Raw genomic sequence first — 14,952 nt, forward strand, 5'->3', positions numbered from 1 at the left:
GTACGGTTCGGTGCGTGCGGCCAGTGACCGACGGCCGGAGTCCGTGCCGCAGTCCGATTCGGCGGCGACCGAACTGCCCCGTCCACTGGACGCGGTCCTCGTGACGGAGCCATCGTTCCGGTCTTCGATGTGCGCCGCGTCACATCATGGAACGTAGACCATCTTGGGAAAAATGTGAACTAAGTCCACAGTTATTTTTTGTGTGGACATGGGGCGGAGATGAGCGTACAGTCCGCTTCACGTCTCTGGCGGAACGTTCCCGGGCGATCGACTTTGCGGGCGCTTGAGGCCTGCCAGACTGGTTGACCGCGCTTTTTTCCGTGGCCGCAGGGCGGCGGTCGTGAGCGCCGCAGGTGGGAAGCCGTTGGCGAGGAGTGAATGGTGACGAGCGCGACGCCCCTGAAGACGCCCCCGAGGCAGGCGGCCGTGGAAGGGCCGGCGATCGGTGCCCTGGTGGCGGTCCGCGGGCAGCGCTGGGTGGTCGGCGACGTCAAGACGAGCGACGCCAACACTTTGGTGAGCCTGCAGAGTGTCGAGGACGGACGCTACGGCGACCGGCTCGACGTCATCTGGGAGATCGAGCCCGGCCGCCGCGTCCTGCCCAGCGGCTCGCTGCCCGACGTGACACCCGACGGTTTCGACCCGCCCGAGCGGCTGGCCGCCTTCCTCGACGCCGTCCGCTGGTCGGCGGTGGCAAGCGCCGACGTCAAGACGCTCCAGGCGCCGTTCCGCTCCGGCGTCGCCATCGAGGACTACCAGCTGGAGCCGGTGGCCCGCGCCCTCGACGCGCCCCGGGTGAACCTGCTGCTCGCCGACGACGTCGGCCTCGGCAAGACCATCGAGGCCGGGCTCGTCGCCCAGGAGCTGCTGCTTCGCAACCGCGCCCGCCGCGTCATGATCGTCTGCCCGGCGGGTCTCACCCTCAAGTGGCGCGACGAGATGGCCGAGAAGTTCGGCCTGGACTTCACGATCGTCGACACCGAGCGCTGCGCGGTCGTGCGCCGCACCTACGGCTCCGCCGCCAACCCGTTCCAGGTCTATCCGCTGACGATCGTCAGCCTGCCGTGGCTGCGCGGCCAGAAGGCGCAGCGGCTGCTGGACGAGATGCTCGACCCGGCCGGGCTGGAGCGCCGCTTCGACCTGCTCATCCTGGACGAGGCCCACCATGTCGCCCCCGCCGCGCCCAAGCAGGTCTACGCGGTCGACTCCCAGCAGACCCGGCTGGTCCGCCGCCTCGCCCCGCACTTCACCCACCGGCTCTTCCTGTCGGCGACCCCGCACAACGGCTACCAGGCGAGCTTCACCGCGCTGCTGGAGATCCTCGACGACCAGCGTTTCGCCCGGGGCGTCACCCCGGATCCCGCCGCCGTCAAGGAGACCGTCGTACGCCGCCTCAAGCGGCACATCGTCGACGGCGAGGGCAGGAAGCGCTTCCTGGAACGCGCCGCCCACGCCGTCCCGGTGCGCTACCCCGACGACGAGCGCGAGGTCCACGGCCTGCTCAAGGAGTTCGCCGCGCTGCGCCGGGCCCGGCTCAACCGGAGCAGGAAGGGCCGCAAGGCCGCCGACCTGGTCACGCTGCTGCTCAAGAAGCGCCTGTTCTCCAGCCCCGCCGCGTTCGCCCACACGGTCGGCGTCTACCTGAGCACCGTCACCTCCACCGCCCAGGCCGCTCCCGACAGGGACGACGAGGACGGCGAGGGCGACGAGGTCCCCGACTGGATGGAGGACTACTGGGAGGACACGGCGACCCTCGACGACGAGCCGCTGGCCGAGGCCGAGGACGCCGCCGTCGGCATGGCCGCACCGCTCCAGGGCGCAGCCACCGGGGAGGAGGTCGCGCTGCTCACCCGCATGCGAGGCTGGGCCCTCGACTACGCCTCCGCCCCCGACGCCAAGGCCCGCGAGCTGATCACCTACCTCAGGGCCGTCTGCCGTCCTGACAAGGACTGGACCAACGAGCGGGTCGTCGTCTTCACCGAGTACCGCGACACCCAGAAGTGGCTGGCCGAGCTGCTCCGCCAGGAGGACCTGGCCGGAGACCGGCTCGCGATCCTGCACGGTGGGATCGCCGCCGACGAGCGCGAACAACTCCGCATCGCCTTCCAGACCGACCCCGCCGAGCACCCCGTCCGCGTCCTGCTCGCCACCGACGCCGCGAGCGAGGGCATCGACCTGCAGAACCACTGCCACCGGCTGGTCAACTACGACATCCCGTTCAACCCCAACAAGCTGGAGCAGCGCATCGGCCGGGTCGACCGGTGGGGCCAGAAGCACAACCCCGACATCCGCCACTTCGTCGGCACCGGCTGGGAGAAGGCGGTCGACTCCTACGAGGCCGACCTTGAGTTCCTCTCCCGGGTCGCCGGGAAGGTCGCCCAGATGGAGGAGGACCTCGGCTCCGTCAACGCGGTGCTCGCCGAGGCCGTCCAGCGGCGCATGCTGGGCGACATCTCCGACTACGACGTGGAGCGCGCCGCCGCCAGGGAGTCCCGGCAGACCGTCCAGGCCGAGACGAACGTCGGCGAGCAGGTCCGCAGGCTCCGCGCCAACCTCGACGACACCGTACGCGAGCTCGGCATCACCCCGGCCAAGGTGAAGCGGGTCGTCGACACCGCGCTCGACCTGGCCCGCCAGCAGCCGCTCCGCGTCCACGTGGACGACAAGCACCTCGCCGAGGGCTTGCACGACGTGCAGCCGCTCACCGGCTCCTGGGAGCGGGCCACGGCCGGGCTCGCCGGCAAGCTCAGAAGGGCTGACGAGCCGCCCAGGCAGCGACCGGTCACGTTCGACGAGAAGGCGACCCTCGACCCGCACGGCAGGGTCCGCGACGACGTGGTCCTCGCCCACCTGAACCACCCGCTCGTCGCCATGTCCACCCGCCTGCTGCGCACCGCCGTCTCCAACCCGGAGGTCGGCCTGCACCGGGTGACCGCGGTGGTCAGCGACGACCCCGCCCTGGAGACCGTGCTGGTCGGGGCGTTCTTCCGCTTCGTCCTGGTCGGCGGCGACGGCGTACGGCTGCACGAGGAGGTCCTGCACGCCGGAGGCTGGATCCCCGAGAGCGGCCGCTTCCGGCGGCTGGAGAACCTGACCGTGCTCGGCGGCCTCCTGGACCGGGCGCTCACCGGCGGCACCCCCGCCTCCGCTCCGGTACGGCACCGCCTGGCCGGGCTCTGGCCGAGGGTCGGCGAGGCCGTCCTGCAGTCGATCGACTGGCGCGTCGACGGCAAGGACCAGAAGCGCGACCAGCTGGAGCGCAAGCTCGTCCAGCGGATGGAGGCCGAGCAGAGCAGGGTCGCCGACAACCTGGCCCGGTTCGAGACCGCGCTCCGCGCCAGGCTCGCCGAGAACGAGGACGACGACGCCCTGTTCAGCCGCATCGAGGCGGCCCAGAGCAAGGAAGAGCTCGACCAGTACCGCAAGGACCGCAGATCATGGGAGGACCGTTTGTCCCGCCTCGCCGAGGAACGCGACCGCGAGCTTGAGACGATCGCGTCCCGCTACCGCGCCCCGCAGCCGCACCGGTTCCCGGTGGCCGTGGTCTTCGTCGTGCCGAAGCGGGAGGCCACCCGATGAGCAGGTCAGGTTTCGGCAGGTCCTTCGGCGCGGAGCGCGACTCCGGGCGCCGGCACCAAGACTGGCTGAGCCTCGTCGAGGTCTCCGGCCCGTTCCTCAGCCTGCCCGTGCTGCGCTCGGCCTGGCCCGCCCTCGACCCGCTGGACAAGCGGGAGCGCGAGCGGCTCCGCGTCGAGCACGCCACCTGGCAGGCCGACAAGAGGCGCAGACCCTGGATCGCGTACGTCCTGCGCGAGCTGCTCGGCTGGGGCGACGCCGTCGAGATCGGCGGGCTCGACCGGCTCACCGTCCAGGTGCCCGAGCACGACACCTCCCTCACCCCCATCTTCGCGCTGTCCGTACCGGGCGGTGAGCCCGCCGCCGCGCGGGGCGAGCCCGCGCCGGACTCGGACGCGGCTGGCATCGCGCCCGGCCCGGGTACGACCGAGGACATCCGTCTCCTCGGGATGATCACCAGTGGCCACCCCGCCGCCCGGATGAAGTCCTCCACCTGGGCCGCCACCCCCGTCGACCGGATGGCCCACCTGTGCCGCCACCACGGCGTCGAGCTGGGCCTGGTCACCGACGGCCGCTGGTGGGCCCTGGTCTGGGCGCCCAAGGGCGGCGTCACCACCACGGCCGTCTTCGACGCGATGCCCTGGCCCGAGGCCGCCGAACGCGACGTCGTCCGGGCGTTCGTCTCGCTGCTCGGCCTGCGCCGTTTCTTCGAGGTGCCCGCCGGCGAGCGGCTGCCCGCGCTGCTGGCCGCGAGCCTCGACAGCCAGGAGGAGATCACCGAGGCCCTCGGCGTCCAGGTGCGCCAGGCCGTCGAGCTGCTCGTCACCGCCATCGGCCGCGCGGGCGTCCGCGACGACATCGGCGCGCACGACGTCTACCGGGGCTCGGTGGCGGTGATGATGCGCATCGTCTTCCTGCTGTTCGCCGAGGAACGCGGCCTGCTGCCCGCCGACAACGAGGTCTACGCCGCCTCCTACTCCGCCGGACGGCTCTGCGCCGAGCTGGAACAGCGCGCCGTCGAGGGCAGCGAGACCGAGCTGGAGAACGCCTACGGCGCCTGGCACCGGCTGCTCGCCGTCTTCGAGGCCGTCTACCGGGGCGTCGAGCACCCCCGCCTCAGCATGCACCCGCACGACGGCTCGCTGTTCGACCCGCACCCCTCCACCTGGATGCCGCTCACCATCGACGACCGCACCGTCCTGCACATGCTCCAGGCCGTCCAGTACGTCCAGGTCGGCAAGGGCAAGAACCGCGAGCGCCGCAGGCTCAGCTTCCGCTCCCTGGACGTCGAGCAGATCGGCTACGTCTACGAGGGCCTGCTGTCGTACGAGGGCTTCCGCGCGGCCGACACGGTCGTCGGGCTCGTCGGCAAGTCCGGCAGGGAGGCGGAGGTCGAGCTGGCCTCCCTGGAAAACCTCGCCGCCGGGTTCGGCGGCGCGACGGGCGACGGGTTCGCCGCCAAGCTCGCCGAGACCTACAAGGACTCCGGCGTCGGCACCGCCGGAGCGCTCGCCCGGCACCTGGCCCCGCGCGACGAGGCCGCCGAGCTGGAGGCCACCCGCAGGCTCCTCGCCGTTACCGGCGGCGACGCCGAGCTGACCCGGCGGCTGCTGCCGTTCGCCGGGATCATCCGCGACGACCTGCGCGGCCTGCCCGTCGTCATCCTGCCCGGCACGCTGTACGTCACCGAGTCGGCACTGCGCAAGAACACCGGCACCCACTACACGCCGAGGAAGCTCGCCGAGTCGGTCGTCGAGGGAGCCCTGGAGCCGCTGATCTACACGGTCGGGCCGCTGCAGACCGCCGACCGGTCGCAGTGGAAGCCGAAGACGTCCAAAGAGATCCTGTCGCTGAAGGTCGCCGACATCGCGATGGGCTCGGCCGCCTTCCTCGTCGCCGCAGCCCGCTATCTCGGTGAGGCCCTGGTCGACGCCTGGTCCCGCGAGGGCGACGAGCGCGCCGTTGCTTACCGCGAGAGCGCCCCTGAACGCACGGCCGACGCCGACGCCGACCCGCTCGTCATCGAGGCCCGCCGCCAGGTCATCGAACACTGCCTGTACGGCGCCGACATCAACCCGATGGCCGTCGAGATGGCCAAACTGTCCCTATGGCTCGTCTCCATGGACCCGGCCAGGCCGTTCACGTTCGTGGACGACCGGCTGGTGGCGGGGGACTCGCTGCTGGGGATCACGTCGATCGAGCAGCTCGAATACATGCACATGGACCCGGTAAAGGGGCGGAAGATCCACGAGGATCTCTTCAACTGGACGGCCGGGGTGCGGGAGAAGGTCGCCGAGTTGGCTGAGAAGCGGCGGGGGATCGCGGAGATTGAGTTGGGCGACGACCCTTTGGCGGCGCTCGCCAGGAAGCGGGCACGGCTCGCTGATGTGGAGGTTACTTCCGCGCAACTTCGGCTTTTCGCTGATCTCGCTGTCGGTGGTGCGTTGGCACGAGAGATTTATGACATCAGCGGCTCTGGCGGCAATCATGGCCAATACGGTTCGACAGTCGAAGGCCGAAAAGTAAGTGTGGATATTGCCTCACTCAAAGCTGCTGAAATCGCCGATGCGGTGAGCAAGAAAGCGGAGCAAGCTGAAGTGAGCGCTCGCGAGCAACGACGCAAGTGGCTCGCCGCTGATCAGATTGAGGGCTCCTTCGATCGTCATCCGATTCACTGGCCATTGGTCTTCCCTGAGGTCTTTAAGAGGAAGGTCGCGGGGGATTTTGAGATCGATCTCCCGGGCCGGTCTGGATCGGATAATTCTGGCTTCGACGCAGTCATTGGAAACCCGCCTTTCCTTGGCGGAAAGAAGATCAGCGGATCACTGGGTTCTGCCTATCGTGAGTATCTCGTCGAGTCGATCGGGGGAGGGGCTCGTGGTCATGCGGATGTTGTCGCTTATTTTGTGCTGCGAGCGCATGCCCTGCTCAATTCAAGTGGACAGGCAGGGCTGATCGCGACCAACACGCTTGCTCAGGGAGACACGCGAGAAGTTGGGCTTGATCAACTCGTAGCAGATGGAGTCGAAATTCATCAGGCTGTGAAGAGCAGGCCATGGCCATCAAGGAGTGCGGTGCTGGAGTACTGTGCTGTGTGGACCAGTCGGGCTCCGCTTGGCGAGAAGGCTGAGCGAGTCGTGGATGGTGTCGTGGTCTCGGCTATCTCGCCTTCTCTTGAACCTGAGTCACGTGTTACTGGGAATCCGCATCGACTTTTTGTTAACTCCGGGATCTCATTCATCGGGTCATATGTTCTTGGCATGGGTTTTGTGATGGACCCTGGCGACGCGAAGGCGTTAATCGGAAATAACCCCCAGAACGCTGAGGTGCTATTTCCTTATGTCAACGGACAAGACCTAAATTCGCGACCAGACTGCTCGGCCAGTCGTTGGGTGATCAATTTTCATGACTGGCCCAGGGAGAAGGCCGAGGTCTACTCGGATGTCTTTGCGATTGTCGATCGTGAAGTGAAGTCTGAGCGTCAGCGTAAGAAGTCAGATGGAAATTATGCATTGCGCAATCCACTGCCGGAGCGCTACTGGCAGTATGCGGACAAGCGGCCTGCATTAGTAAAGGCTATTGCTGAGTTGAAACAGGTAGTTGTAATCACGCTAGTGAGCAAGATCGTGATGCCGGTGATGGTGCCGACTGGGCAGGTGTTTGCCCACAAGCTTGGCGTCTTCGCGACGGATGACACGGCGATGCTGGCGCTGTTGTCCAGTGCCCCGCACTACTGGTGGACAGTTAGTCGCAGTTCGACGATGAAGACGGACATTAACTACTCGCCATCGGACGTGTTCGAGACGTTGCCCCTCTCGGATCTCACCCAAGAAATGCGCGATCTTGGCAATCAGCTCGACACCTTCCGCCGGAACCTCATGCTCTCTCGGCAGGCCGGGCTGACCGTGACCTACAACCTGGTCAACGACCCCAAGTGCCATGACGACGACATCGTGGAACTCCGTCGCATTCACAAGGCGATCGACGAGGCGGTCTGTCGTGCCTATGGCTGGGATGACTTGATCGACCAGCTAGACCACGGTCACCACAGCGTGGGCCGGGAGACCCGTTACACCGTTGGCCCCTTCGCGCAGCGGGAGTTGGTGGACCGGCTGCTGGAGCTCAACCACGCCCGCTATGCCGAAGAGGTCGCCAAGGGCCTGCACAACAAGGGTGCCAAGCCCAAACTCCCCCGGACTGCGAAGAAGCCCGCAGCCGAGGGCGGCCTGTGGTGAAGCGCGTTCCGCCAAGTTTGTGACCCTGTAGGGGCGATCTGCGTGACCTCCGGTTCACACGCATGTCGACGGTCCGGATCTCCCGTCGCTCGCCGGTTCTGGACGCGCCTGGTCCGCTGGGCTGATCTCAACCCGTCGGTTCGGCGCTTTCTGTAAGCGAAGCCTGCTGGAGATGGTCATGTTCTTGGCAGAGCGGCTTGTCAGGTGAGGCTGTCGAGGGCGCCGTTCTTGATGCCGTTGATGAAGGTGGTCCAGTCATTACGGCGGAAGATGAGGGTGCCGCCGTCGCGGTCCTTGGTGTCACGGACGGCGACGTCCTTGCCGACGAATGCCATCTCGACGCAGCTTGCGCCTTCGCCGCTGAGGCTGCTCTTGCGCCAAGGCGCACCGGAGAGGTCAGGTTGCTGCATCCTGCTTCCTTCCTTTAGTGATCTTCGCGTGAGGATGCGAGTAACGCAGCCGTGTCAGCAGGGCTGAGTGCTATCGCACGAAGATGCTCACACATATCGTTATACCTCGCGATATCCGTTTCCTTCTCAAGGAACAGGTCGCCGGCCATGCTGTCGATGTAGATCACATCGGAGTTACCCCGGGCGAACTTCAGGAGGATGAAGCTGCCCAACATCCCAGAGTGGGCTCCGGCGGAGAACGGGATGACCTGGATGGTGATGTGCGGGCGTTGGGCCTGCCGGGCGAGATGCGCGAGTTGATTGCGCATGATGGCATCACTGCCAACCGTCCGGTAGAGAGCAGCCTGGTCAAGGATTGCCCACAGACGGAGCGGTGTCTCCCCTTCCAAAAGAGCTTGCCGCTGCAGTCGGGCAGTAACGCGGTTTTCAACCTGGGCATCGGTAGCGGTTGGGGGCACAGCCTGGATCACTGCTCGTGCGTAGTCCTCGGTCTGTAGCAGGCCGGGGATGAACAGCGATTCGTAGTTGATGGCTTGCTCGGCCTCGGCTTCCAGGCTGATGAGGGCGGTGTACTGATCACTGAGATTGGCCTCGAAGCCGTTCAGCCAGCCACGCTGTCTGGCTTCCTTTTGTAAAGACACCAGGTCAGTGCGCTGGCTACCGGTGACGCCGTAGAGGTCGAGCAGGGCATTGAGCGTCCGGAGTTGTGGCTTGGTCTTGGCCGTCTCGATTCGATAGAGCGTGGCGAGGTTGAGGTCGGTCTTATCGGTCACTTCGTTCTGGGCCAGTCCAGCCTCCTGGCGAAGGCGACGCAGCTCAGCTGCCAGACGGCGCAGCCGTACCGTGGGTGGTTGACGTCGGGGTGGCGGAGGCGTGATTCCGCCCATCTCATCTCTCTCCCGCATCTTCAGCACCTTTCTGGATCATGTACGCAATGCAAAAGCCATGTTGCTTTTACTGAGCGTGATAGTGCATGCTCGCAGAGTTAAGTTTTCCAGTTGGGCTCCCCGCTGGAAGGCGAAACGTGTGATTTCCCCAGACGGCCGGGCGGACGATCTTCCCTCCCGAGGCGGCCCCACCCCGTACCGGGTGCCCGTCCGGCCTCAGTGGTACGACCGGCGACACATCTGCGACGCTCCCCGGCCGTGCTTCCCGTAGGACCGGCATCGTGCCCCCGTCCCCCGTGGGGTGAGCGGCGTCCCCCGTCTGCGAACGGTGCCGGTCCTATGTCCGACGTGCCCATCAGGAGCGGGTGAAAATGACCGGTGTTACCGGCAGTGAGCAGTATTTGAAACTCTCCGTCTTCCCGACGTCGGCCTACTACGCCCGCGTGCACGTCCAGCGGGTTCTGGAGAGCTGGCACCGGGACGACCTGATCGAGACCGCCGTGCTCGTCACCTCCGAGCTGGTCTCCAACGCGGTCAAGGCGCACGCCTCGTGCCCCGCGACCACGGAGGCGGCGGCCCAGGCCGACCCGGACCACATCTGGATGGACCTCTACCGGGTCGGAGAGACGATCGTGCTCCGCGTCTGGGACGCCAGCCCCCTCACGCCGGTGATCCGTGACCCCGGTCCGGACGACGAGAGCGGTCGCGGCCTCCACCTCGTCGACCTGCTCGCGAGCGAGTGGGGCTACTACCGCCCGTCCCCGGGCGGAAAGATCGTCTGGTGCACCCTGGCTCCACCGGCGTCTCCTGAGGAGTGAACGGAGGCGTCCGCCGTACGCGGGCACGGTGGTGTAAGTAAGTCTCTGTAGATCCTGTCAGGTAGCCGCGACCGTCTCACGGCGATCGGTACTCGTGGGGGTGTGGACCGTGGAGAAACGGCTCGTCGAGCTTGAGGTGGAGAACTTCCGGAGCCTGCGGAGCGTCAAGCTCCCGCTGGGCCCGCTGAACGTGCTCGTCGGCCCCAACGGCGCGGGCAAGACCAACGTGCTCAAGGTCTTTCAGTTTCTCGCCGACATGGTGCTCACCGATCTGGTCCCGGCGGTGGATCAGCGCGGTGGCTTCGACGAGCTTCTGTTCCGGGGCGGTGAGGTCGTTCCCGACCACTTCCGGATCAAATTGTCCGCGGCGTGGACGCCACATGCGGGCCTTGAGAAGGTCGACGAATATGAGCTGAGGGTCGCGTCCGGCGACCACGGATCTTTGACCGAGCTCACCAGACATGAGCGGTTCGGCTTTCCGAACCCGGAGGGGTGGCGTCGGATCGTCGTCAGCGATGAGCTGGTCGAGGTTTCCCAGCTCGGCCTGCTGGATCCCGTTTCACCCGACGTGCGGTACACCACCGGAATCAGCAGGGCCAGCAGCGGCCTGTCAACGTTGCCGCGCCTTTCGAAGGAGGCCGGGGCGCAGGAGGTGCGCACCCTTGCCTCGCGCCTGGGCAGGCTCCGTGTTTTCGACGTGAGTGTCGACGCCGCACGGCAGCCGTCCAGACTTGCTCAAGGTGCGTCCGATCTCCGGGCCGATGCCGCCAACCTCGCCGCCTCCCTGCTCATGCTCAGCAAGGACGACGGGGATACCTGGAGACGACTTGAGGAGGACGCCATCGCGGTGCTTCCTCAGCTTGAGTCCATCGGCTTCGAGTATCCGTCGGGTGCGGCACACGAGGTGGTCGTCATCCTGCACGAGCGCGGGCTTCGCCGGCCCACCCAGCTCGCCGACGCCTCCTACGGCACGATCCGGCTTCTCGGCCTGCTGGCCCTGCTCTACGACCCGTCCCCTCCGGCGTTGACCTGTGTGGAGGAGATCGACCACGGCCTCCATCCGCAGGCACTGGAGCTGCTGGTGGAGAGGCTTCGCGAGGCGAGCGAGCGGACCCAGTTTCTCATCGCCACGCACTCTCCGGCCTTCGCCGACCGGTTGAGGCCCGAAGAGCTGGTGATCTGCGAGCGGCGGGATGACGGATCCTCCGCGATTCCGGCGCTCTCCACCCAGCGCATCCGTGAGATCGTCGCCGCCAGTGAGGGGGAGCCGCTGGGAGAGCTGTGGTTCGCCGGGGCGCTGGGCGGTGATCTGTGAGCCGGAAGGGTGGCACGCGGATAGCCGCGACCCGGCGGCCGATCGTGGTACTCGCGGGGGAGGACGGTAACGACCGTCGGTGCCTGCGCATTCTCCTGGAGGCGTACTGCCCGGACATGCGCGGCCGTCTGGTGGAGATCAACGGCACCCTGCGCCTCAGCGACGCGACGGGCGTCGAGTTGGAGAGACGGGTCGAAAGGCTCAGAAGACTGGTGAACGCGCGGGCCGCGCGGGAGAGCGCCGAGGTCGCGTGCGTGTTCGTGCATGAGGATCTCGACAGGCCGGACGGTACGGACTACCGCGCCATACGGGAACGTGTGGACGGGGCACTGGGGAAGGCGTTCACCTCCGCCCACCACGTGCTCGCGGTCTGGGAGACGGAGGCGTGGCTCCTGCTGTTCCCCGACGCGCTGGAAGCATTGGTGTCGGGGTGGAAGCTCCCCCAGAAGTACCGAGGGAAGGACACCGGCAGGCTCACCGACCCCAAGCGGATCCTCATGGACGAGGTCAGTCGGCAGGGTCGCAGGTATCGGGAGTCCGACGCCCCCGACGTCCTGGAGAAAGCCGTAGCCCTCGGCAAGCTCAAAAGTCCCGTGGGCTCGAACCGCTCTTGGCTGCAACTACGCGACGACGCCGAACGTTGCTGCTCGGAGCACATATCCGCTTGAACGCCGCGTGCGGTCGAGCCAGGCGTGTCACTGCCGCGCGACGGACGGCGGAACCTTCGCTGGGGCGGACCGGATCTCCTCTTCGAGGGCCTCGACGAGTGCCCTGGCCGCCTGGCGCAGTCGGGTGCGGCGGGCGGTGAGATCTTCGGTGAACGTCCGGGCCTTCGGCCCGACCCACACCGACTGGCCGGTGAACTGGCCGTGAGCCGGGTCGAGTGCGGCTTCAAGGATGGCGACTCGCGCCCTGAGCTCCACCAATGTCTGCTCCAGCACCTGACGCCGCGGGTTGGGCACCAGATCTTCCGGGCCAGGATTCATCTGTCCCTCTTCGGATGCCGATACATCGGGTGGACTATTGGACATTATTGGATCTGTGGCACCTCGGCCAGCCCCGGAGGAATGGATGACAAGTTTTGCATGGCGCGGGATTTTGGTCTGCGCGGCGATGGTGCTGACAGTGTCCGGATGTGGGGATAGTGGCCCCACGGCAGCCGAAGCGGGGGAGACCCTCAAATCGCACATCACCGAGTTGATGAAGGAACGCCACGCTCTGGACGTCCGAATCACTGATTCTGGTGGGCGTGATATCCCTTGTGGAGAAGGTAAGGTCAAGCGCACTTTTGCGGCCACCGGTAGGTACGGAACGGAGAAGCTAGAGTCGGACAGCCTTAACGACCTTCTGTTGGGCTCGCTTTCCGGCGTGGCCCCCTATCGCATCGTTGAGGATCGCGGCGACGCTCCTCTCAAGCTCGCCAATGACGAGTACAAGACAAGGATGACTTTGGAGTCGCCGGGCAATGGGCAATATGCGGTGAGAGGTGAAACCGAGTGTCTACCGACCTCATGAGTTAGTTATCGAAGGCCAGGCCACGTGCTCGGCCTCGCTTGTTGCCGGCCTCGAACTGGTTCGCCGTGTCGTCGGACAGTTTTCCTACAGAAAGATCTTCGTCGCTGCCCATCCCGTTGACCACTGCCCACCTCTCGAATGCCTCAAGCCCCTCGTTCCCCTCCTTGAGCAATTCGGAGGGTGACTTGAGGCTGCCCTTGGCATCGGTGAGAGGAACGTCAGGTGGCTTGATCAGCTCGGAGAACGGTTTGAGGTTGCCCTTGGCGTCGGTGATGGACTCGCGTCCGGCCTGGAACTCGGCGGGTGTCACCTTGGGGACGAAGCCATTGGCCATGAGTATTTGCGCGTACATGTGCTGGCGGCCGAGGGTCGCCACCCTGTCCGCCTCGTCGACCCGGTCCATCCGAGTCTCGTCCTCTTCGCCGAAGGCGCTCTCGGCGGAGAGGCCGGTGCTCAGCGCGTACCAGGTGTAGGCCCAGACCGGGCCGGATCCGATGTACATGCTCGCCAGGCCGATGGTGGCGTCGCGGAAGAAGTTGAACGTGTCCTTCTGCTGCTTGTCGATCGCGTCCAGGTTGCCCTGGACCTTCTCGACGGCGGCCAGCTCGAAGCCGCGTACGTTGCCCAGGGCTTTGAACACCTTCAACAGGTCGCCAACACTCTCGGTGCGCCGGGCCTTTTCCGAGGCGTTGGCGATGAGTTTCTGGGAGAAGCCGCCCATCGCCCGGTCGAACGGGGCGAGGTTCGCCGGGGAGTCGGCGAAGATCTTCAGGAAGCGGTAGGTGTCCTTCGGGCTCAGGGTGAACGCCGCCGTCATGCCGAACGCCGAGGTGAAGGGCTTCAGCGTGCTCTCCTCGGTCATGTTCGCGTCACCGATGTTCGCACCTTCGGTGATCTCGGCGGCGTAGGCGCCGGCCAGCGTCGACATGAAAGGCCTGACTTCCGGCGCGACCTCCATCGGGGTGGCTGGAGAGTCCCTGGTGCCGTCGGTGTCCTTGAGGTTTCCCATGATGGTCATGACGTTGAAGGCGAACTTCGCGGCCTCGGGGCTGTGCGGGCCCTTCTCGTAGGCCCCGCCTCCGGCGGCGAGCATCCGGCCGAACTCCGTGTGGACATCGAAGTCCGTTTTCCAGGGCTGGCTGCTGGACCTTCCGTATTCAATGCTGATCTCGTGCTCAAAGCCCCAGGGTCTCGCGTTGGGGAAGGAGTCTTCTATGCGGTTGAACTCGGTGAACAGATCTCTGAGGTCCTCACGTGACATGGGGTTGAACAGGCCTCTGGCCACCTCGGGGTTGTTCGCCAGGGCGGGCAGGAACGGGACGAGGTCGGTCTTCCATCGCCGGGGGCGGCTACCGTCGCCGGCACCGATCGGCTTTCCCACTCCGCCTCGCAGCATCTGGGTGAGCCACGGGACGGGGAAGGTGCCGTACGCGAGCAGGCCCGCCAATTGGGTTTTCGGGGCTTTCTTGAGGTTGTCCGCCTGCCAGGCGGAGCCGAGGAGAGCAGGTTGCGCGCCGACCGCCGTGCCCAGCGCGTCGCCTATGACCTTGCGGTGCTTGTCGGCCACCTTCTTGTCGTACCTCTCCAGGCGACCGATCATGCTGAGCACGCCCTCCGGGCCGATGGACCGGAAGAACCCGGCGGTGAGGTAGCCGTCCTTCTGCCCGTCGGCGAGCTTTTCGAGAACCCGGTTGTAGGCGGCGTTGGGCAGGCCGAGGGAGGACTCGGGAAGGCGGCGGAACTCGGCGGCGAGGTCGGTGCCCTTCTTGGCGTTGCCCGCCGGTGACTTTCCCGTCTTCTCGTCGTAGGGCAGCAGCCCCCACTCGAACGGGTTGTTGAACCGGTCGCCGGTCCATGTCGATGCCCGTCCAGGAACGCCGGGGTCCTCTCCCAGCATGGGGAGGTCCTGGTTGATCGTCTCCAGGCGTTCGCGCAGTTTCGGCAGCTCGTCGCCGACCCAGCCGTCAACCTCCCGGATCGGCCCCAGTCCCGCCGCCGACACCTCAGCTGCCGCGAGTAGTTGCCGGATCCGCTCGGATTGCTCGCCGATCACGTCGCGGCCGCGTTCCAGCGCCGTGACGAAGCTCCGCATCAGATCGGGGTCGATTCCGGTGAAGTCCGGCGACGTGGGCCCCGTTCCCGGCGACATCGACTCCACCATCTCCTCGACCTATTTTTAATTGTTTCACTCTAGTT

General features: G+C 66.3%; 10 protein-coding genes. 6 read left to right on the forward strand and 4 right to left on the reverse strand.

What is annotated here, in order from left to right; all coding sequences use genetic code 11:
- Positions 1 to 381 precede the first annotated feature (381 nt).
- Together drmD and ACFYWM_RS37660 are read left to right on the forward strand one after the other, a co-directional pair.
- Positions 382 to 3,579, forward strand: a complete 3,198-nt coding sequence (gene drmD, locus ACFYWM_RS37655) for a DISARM system SNF2-like helicase DrmD (RefSeq protein ID WP_389924297.1) — start codon at positions 382 to 384, stop codon at positions 3,577 to 3,579.
- On the forward strand, positions 3,576 to 7,811 hold the full coding sequence (locus ACFYWM_RS37660; protein WP_389924300.1) for an Eco57I restriction-modification methylase domain-containing protein: 4,236 nt from the start codon (positions 3,576 to 3,578) through the stop codon (positions 7,809 to 7,811). Before drmD ends, ACFYWM_RS37660 begins: the two co-directional genes overlap by 4 nt.
- A gap of 200 nt (positions 7,812 to 8,011) precedes the next feature.
- On the opposite strand, the gene ACFYWM_RS37665 is transcribed toward ACFYWM_RS37660, so the two are convergent.
- Positions 8,012 to 8,221: a DUF397 domain-containing protein gene (locus tag ACFYWM_RS37665; RefSeq protein ID WP_389924303.1), complete on the reverse strand. Its 210-nt coding sequence runs from the start codon at positions 8,219 to 8,221 to the stop codon at positions 8,012 to 8,014.
- A 14-nt stretch (positions 8,222 to 8,235) separates the two neighbouring features.
- A complete protein-coding gene (locus tag ACFYWM_RS37670) occupies positions 8,236 to 9,126 on the reverse strand; it encodes a helix-turn-helix domain-containing protein (protein ID WP_389924455.1) in 891 nt (296 codons plus the stop codon).
- A gap of 353 nt (positions 9,127 to 9,479) precedes the next feature.
- Here ACFYWM_RS37670 and ACFYWM_RS37675 point away from each other — a divergent pair, with 353 nt between their 5' ends.
- The 3 genes from ACFYWM_RS37675 (at position 9,480) to ACFYWM_RS37685 (ending at position 11,909) form a co-directional block, all read left to right on the forward strand.
- Positions 9,480 to 9,926 carry an ATP-binding protein gene (locus ACFYWM_RS37675; RefSeq protein WP_389924306.1) on the forward strand — a complete coding sequence of 149 codons (447 nt, stop codon included), beginning with the start codon at positions 9,480 to 9,482 and terminating at the stop codon, positions 9,924 to 9,926.
- Between the two features lie 109 nt (positions 9,927 to 10,035).
- Entirely contained in the window at positions 10,036 to 11,241 is a 1,206-nt protein-coding gene (locus tag ACFYWM_RS37680) for an AAA family ATPase (RefSeq protein WP_389924308.1), read from the forward strand.
- The gene (locus ACFYWM_RS37685; RefSeq protein WP_389924310.1) at positions 11,238 to 11,909 is read left to right on the forward strand and encodes a hypothetical protein; all 672 of its coding nucleotides are present in this window, start codon (positions 11,238 to 11,240) and stop codon (positions 11,907 to 11,909) included. Before ACFYWM_RS37680 ends, ACFYWM_RS37685 begins: the two co-directional genes overlap by 4 nt.
- Before the next feature lie 27 nt (positions 11,910 to 11,936).
- Here the strand turns inward: ACFYWM_RS37685 and ACFYWM_RS37690 are convergent, their stop codons facing one another.
- Entirely contained in the window at positions 11,937 to 12,227 is a 291-nt protein-coding gene (locus ACFYWM_RS37690) for a hypothetical protein (RefSeq protein WP_389924313.1), read from the reverse strand.
- Between the two features lie 85 nt (positions 12,228 to 12,312).
- Here ACFYWM_RS37690 and ACFYWM_RS37695 point away from each other — a divergent pair, with 85 nt between their 5' ends.
- Positions 12,313 to 12,756, forward strand: a complete 444-nt coding sequence (locus tag ACFYWM_RS37695; protein ID WP_389924317.1) for a hypothetical protein — start codon at positions 12,313 to 12,315, stop codon at positions 12,754 to 12,756.
- 1 nt (position 12,757) lies between these two features.
- Here ACFYWM_RS37695 and ACFYWM_RS37700 read toward each other — a convergent pair whose 3' ends face one another.
- Complete coding sequence (locus ACFYWM_RS37700) at positions 12,758 to 14,905, reverse strand: hypothetical protein (protein ID WP_389924320.1); 2,148 nt, start codon at positions 14,903 to 14,905, stop codon at positions 12,758 to 12,760.
- Positions 14,906 to 14,952: the final 47 nt, after the last annotated feature.

This window comes from Streptosporangium sp. NPDC002721 (genome assembly GCF_042888905.1).
Lineage (GTDB): Bacteria > Actinomycetota > Actinomycetes > Streptosporangiales > Streptosporangiaceae > Streptosporangium.

What these genes read in the sequence shown, in the direction of transcription:
- ACFYWM_RS37690 (WP_389924313.1), bottom strand. Translation starts at nt 12,227, where the DNA reads ATGAATCCTGGCCCGGAAGATCTGGTGCCCAACCCGCGGCGTCAGGTG.
- ACFYWM_RS37695 (WP_389924317.1), top strand. Translation starts at nt 12,313, where the DNA reads ATGACAAGTTTTGCATGGCGCGGGATTTTGGTCTGCGCGGCGATGGTG.
- ACFYWM_RS37700 (WP_389924320.1), bottom strand. Translation starts at nt 14,905, where the DNA reads ATGTCGCCGGGAACGGGGCCCACGTCGCCGGACTTCACCGGAATCGAC.
- ACFYWM_RS37660 (WP_389924300.1), top strand. Translation starts at nt 3,576, where the DNA reads ATGAGCAGGTCAGGTTTCGGCAGGTCCTTCGGCGCGGAGCGCGACTCC.
- ACFYWM_RS37665 (WP_389924303.1), bottom strand. Translation starts at nt 8,221, where the DNA reads ATGCAGCAACCTGACCTCTCCGGTGCGCCTTGGCGCAAGAGCAGCCTC.
- ACFYWM_RS37670 (WP_389924455.1), bottom strand. Translation starts at nt 9,126, where the DNA reads ATGCGGGAGAGAGATGAGATGGGCGGAATCACGCCTCCGCCACCCCGA.
- ACFYWM_RS37675 (WP_389924306.1), top strand. Translation starts at nt 9,480, where the DNA reads ATGACCGGTGTTACCGGCAGTGAGCAGTATTTGAAACTCTCCGTCTTC.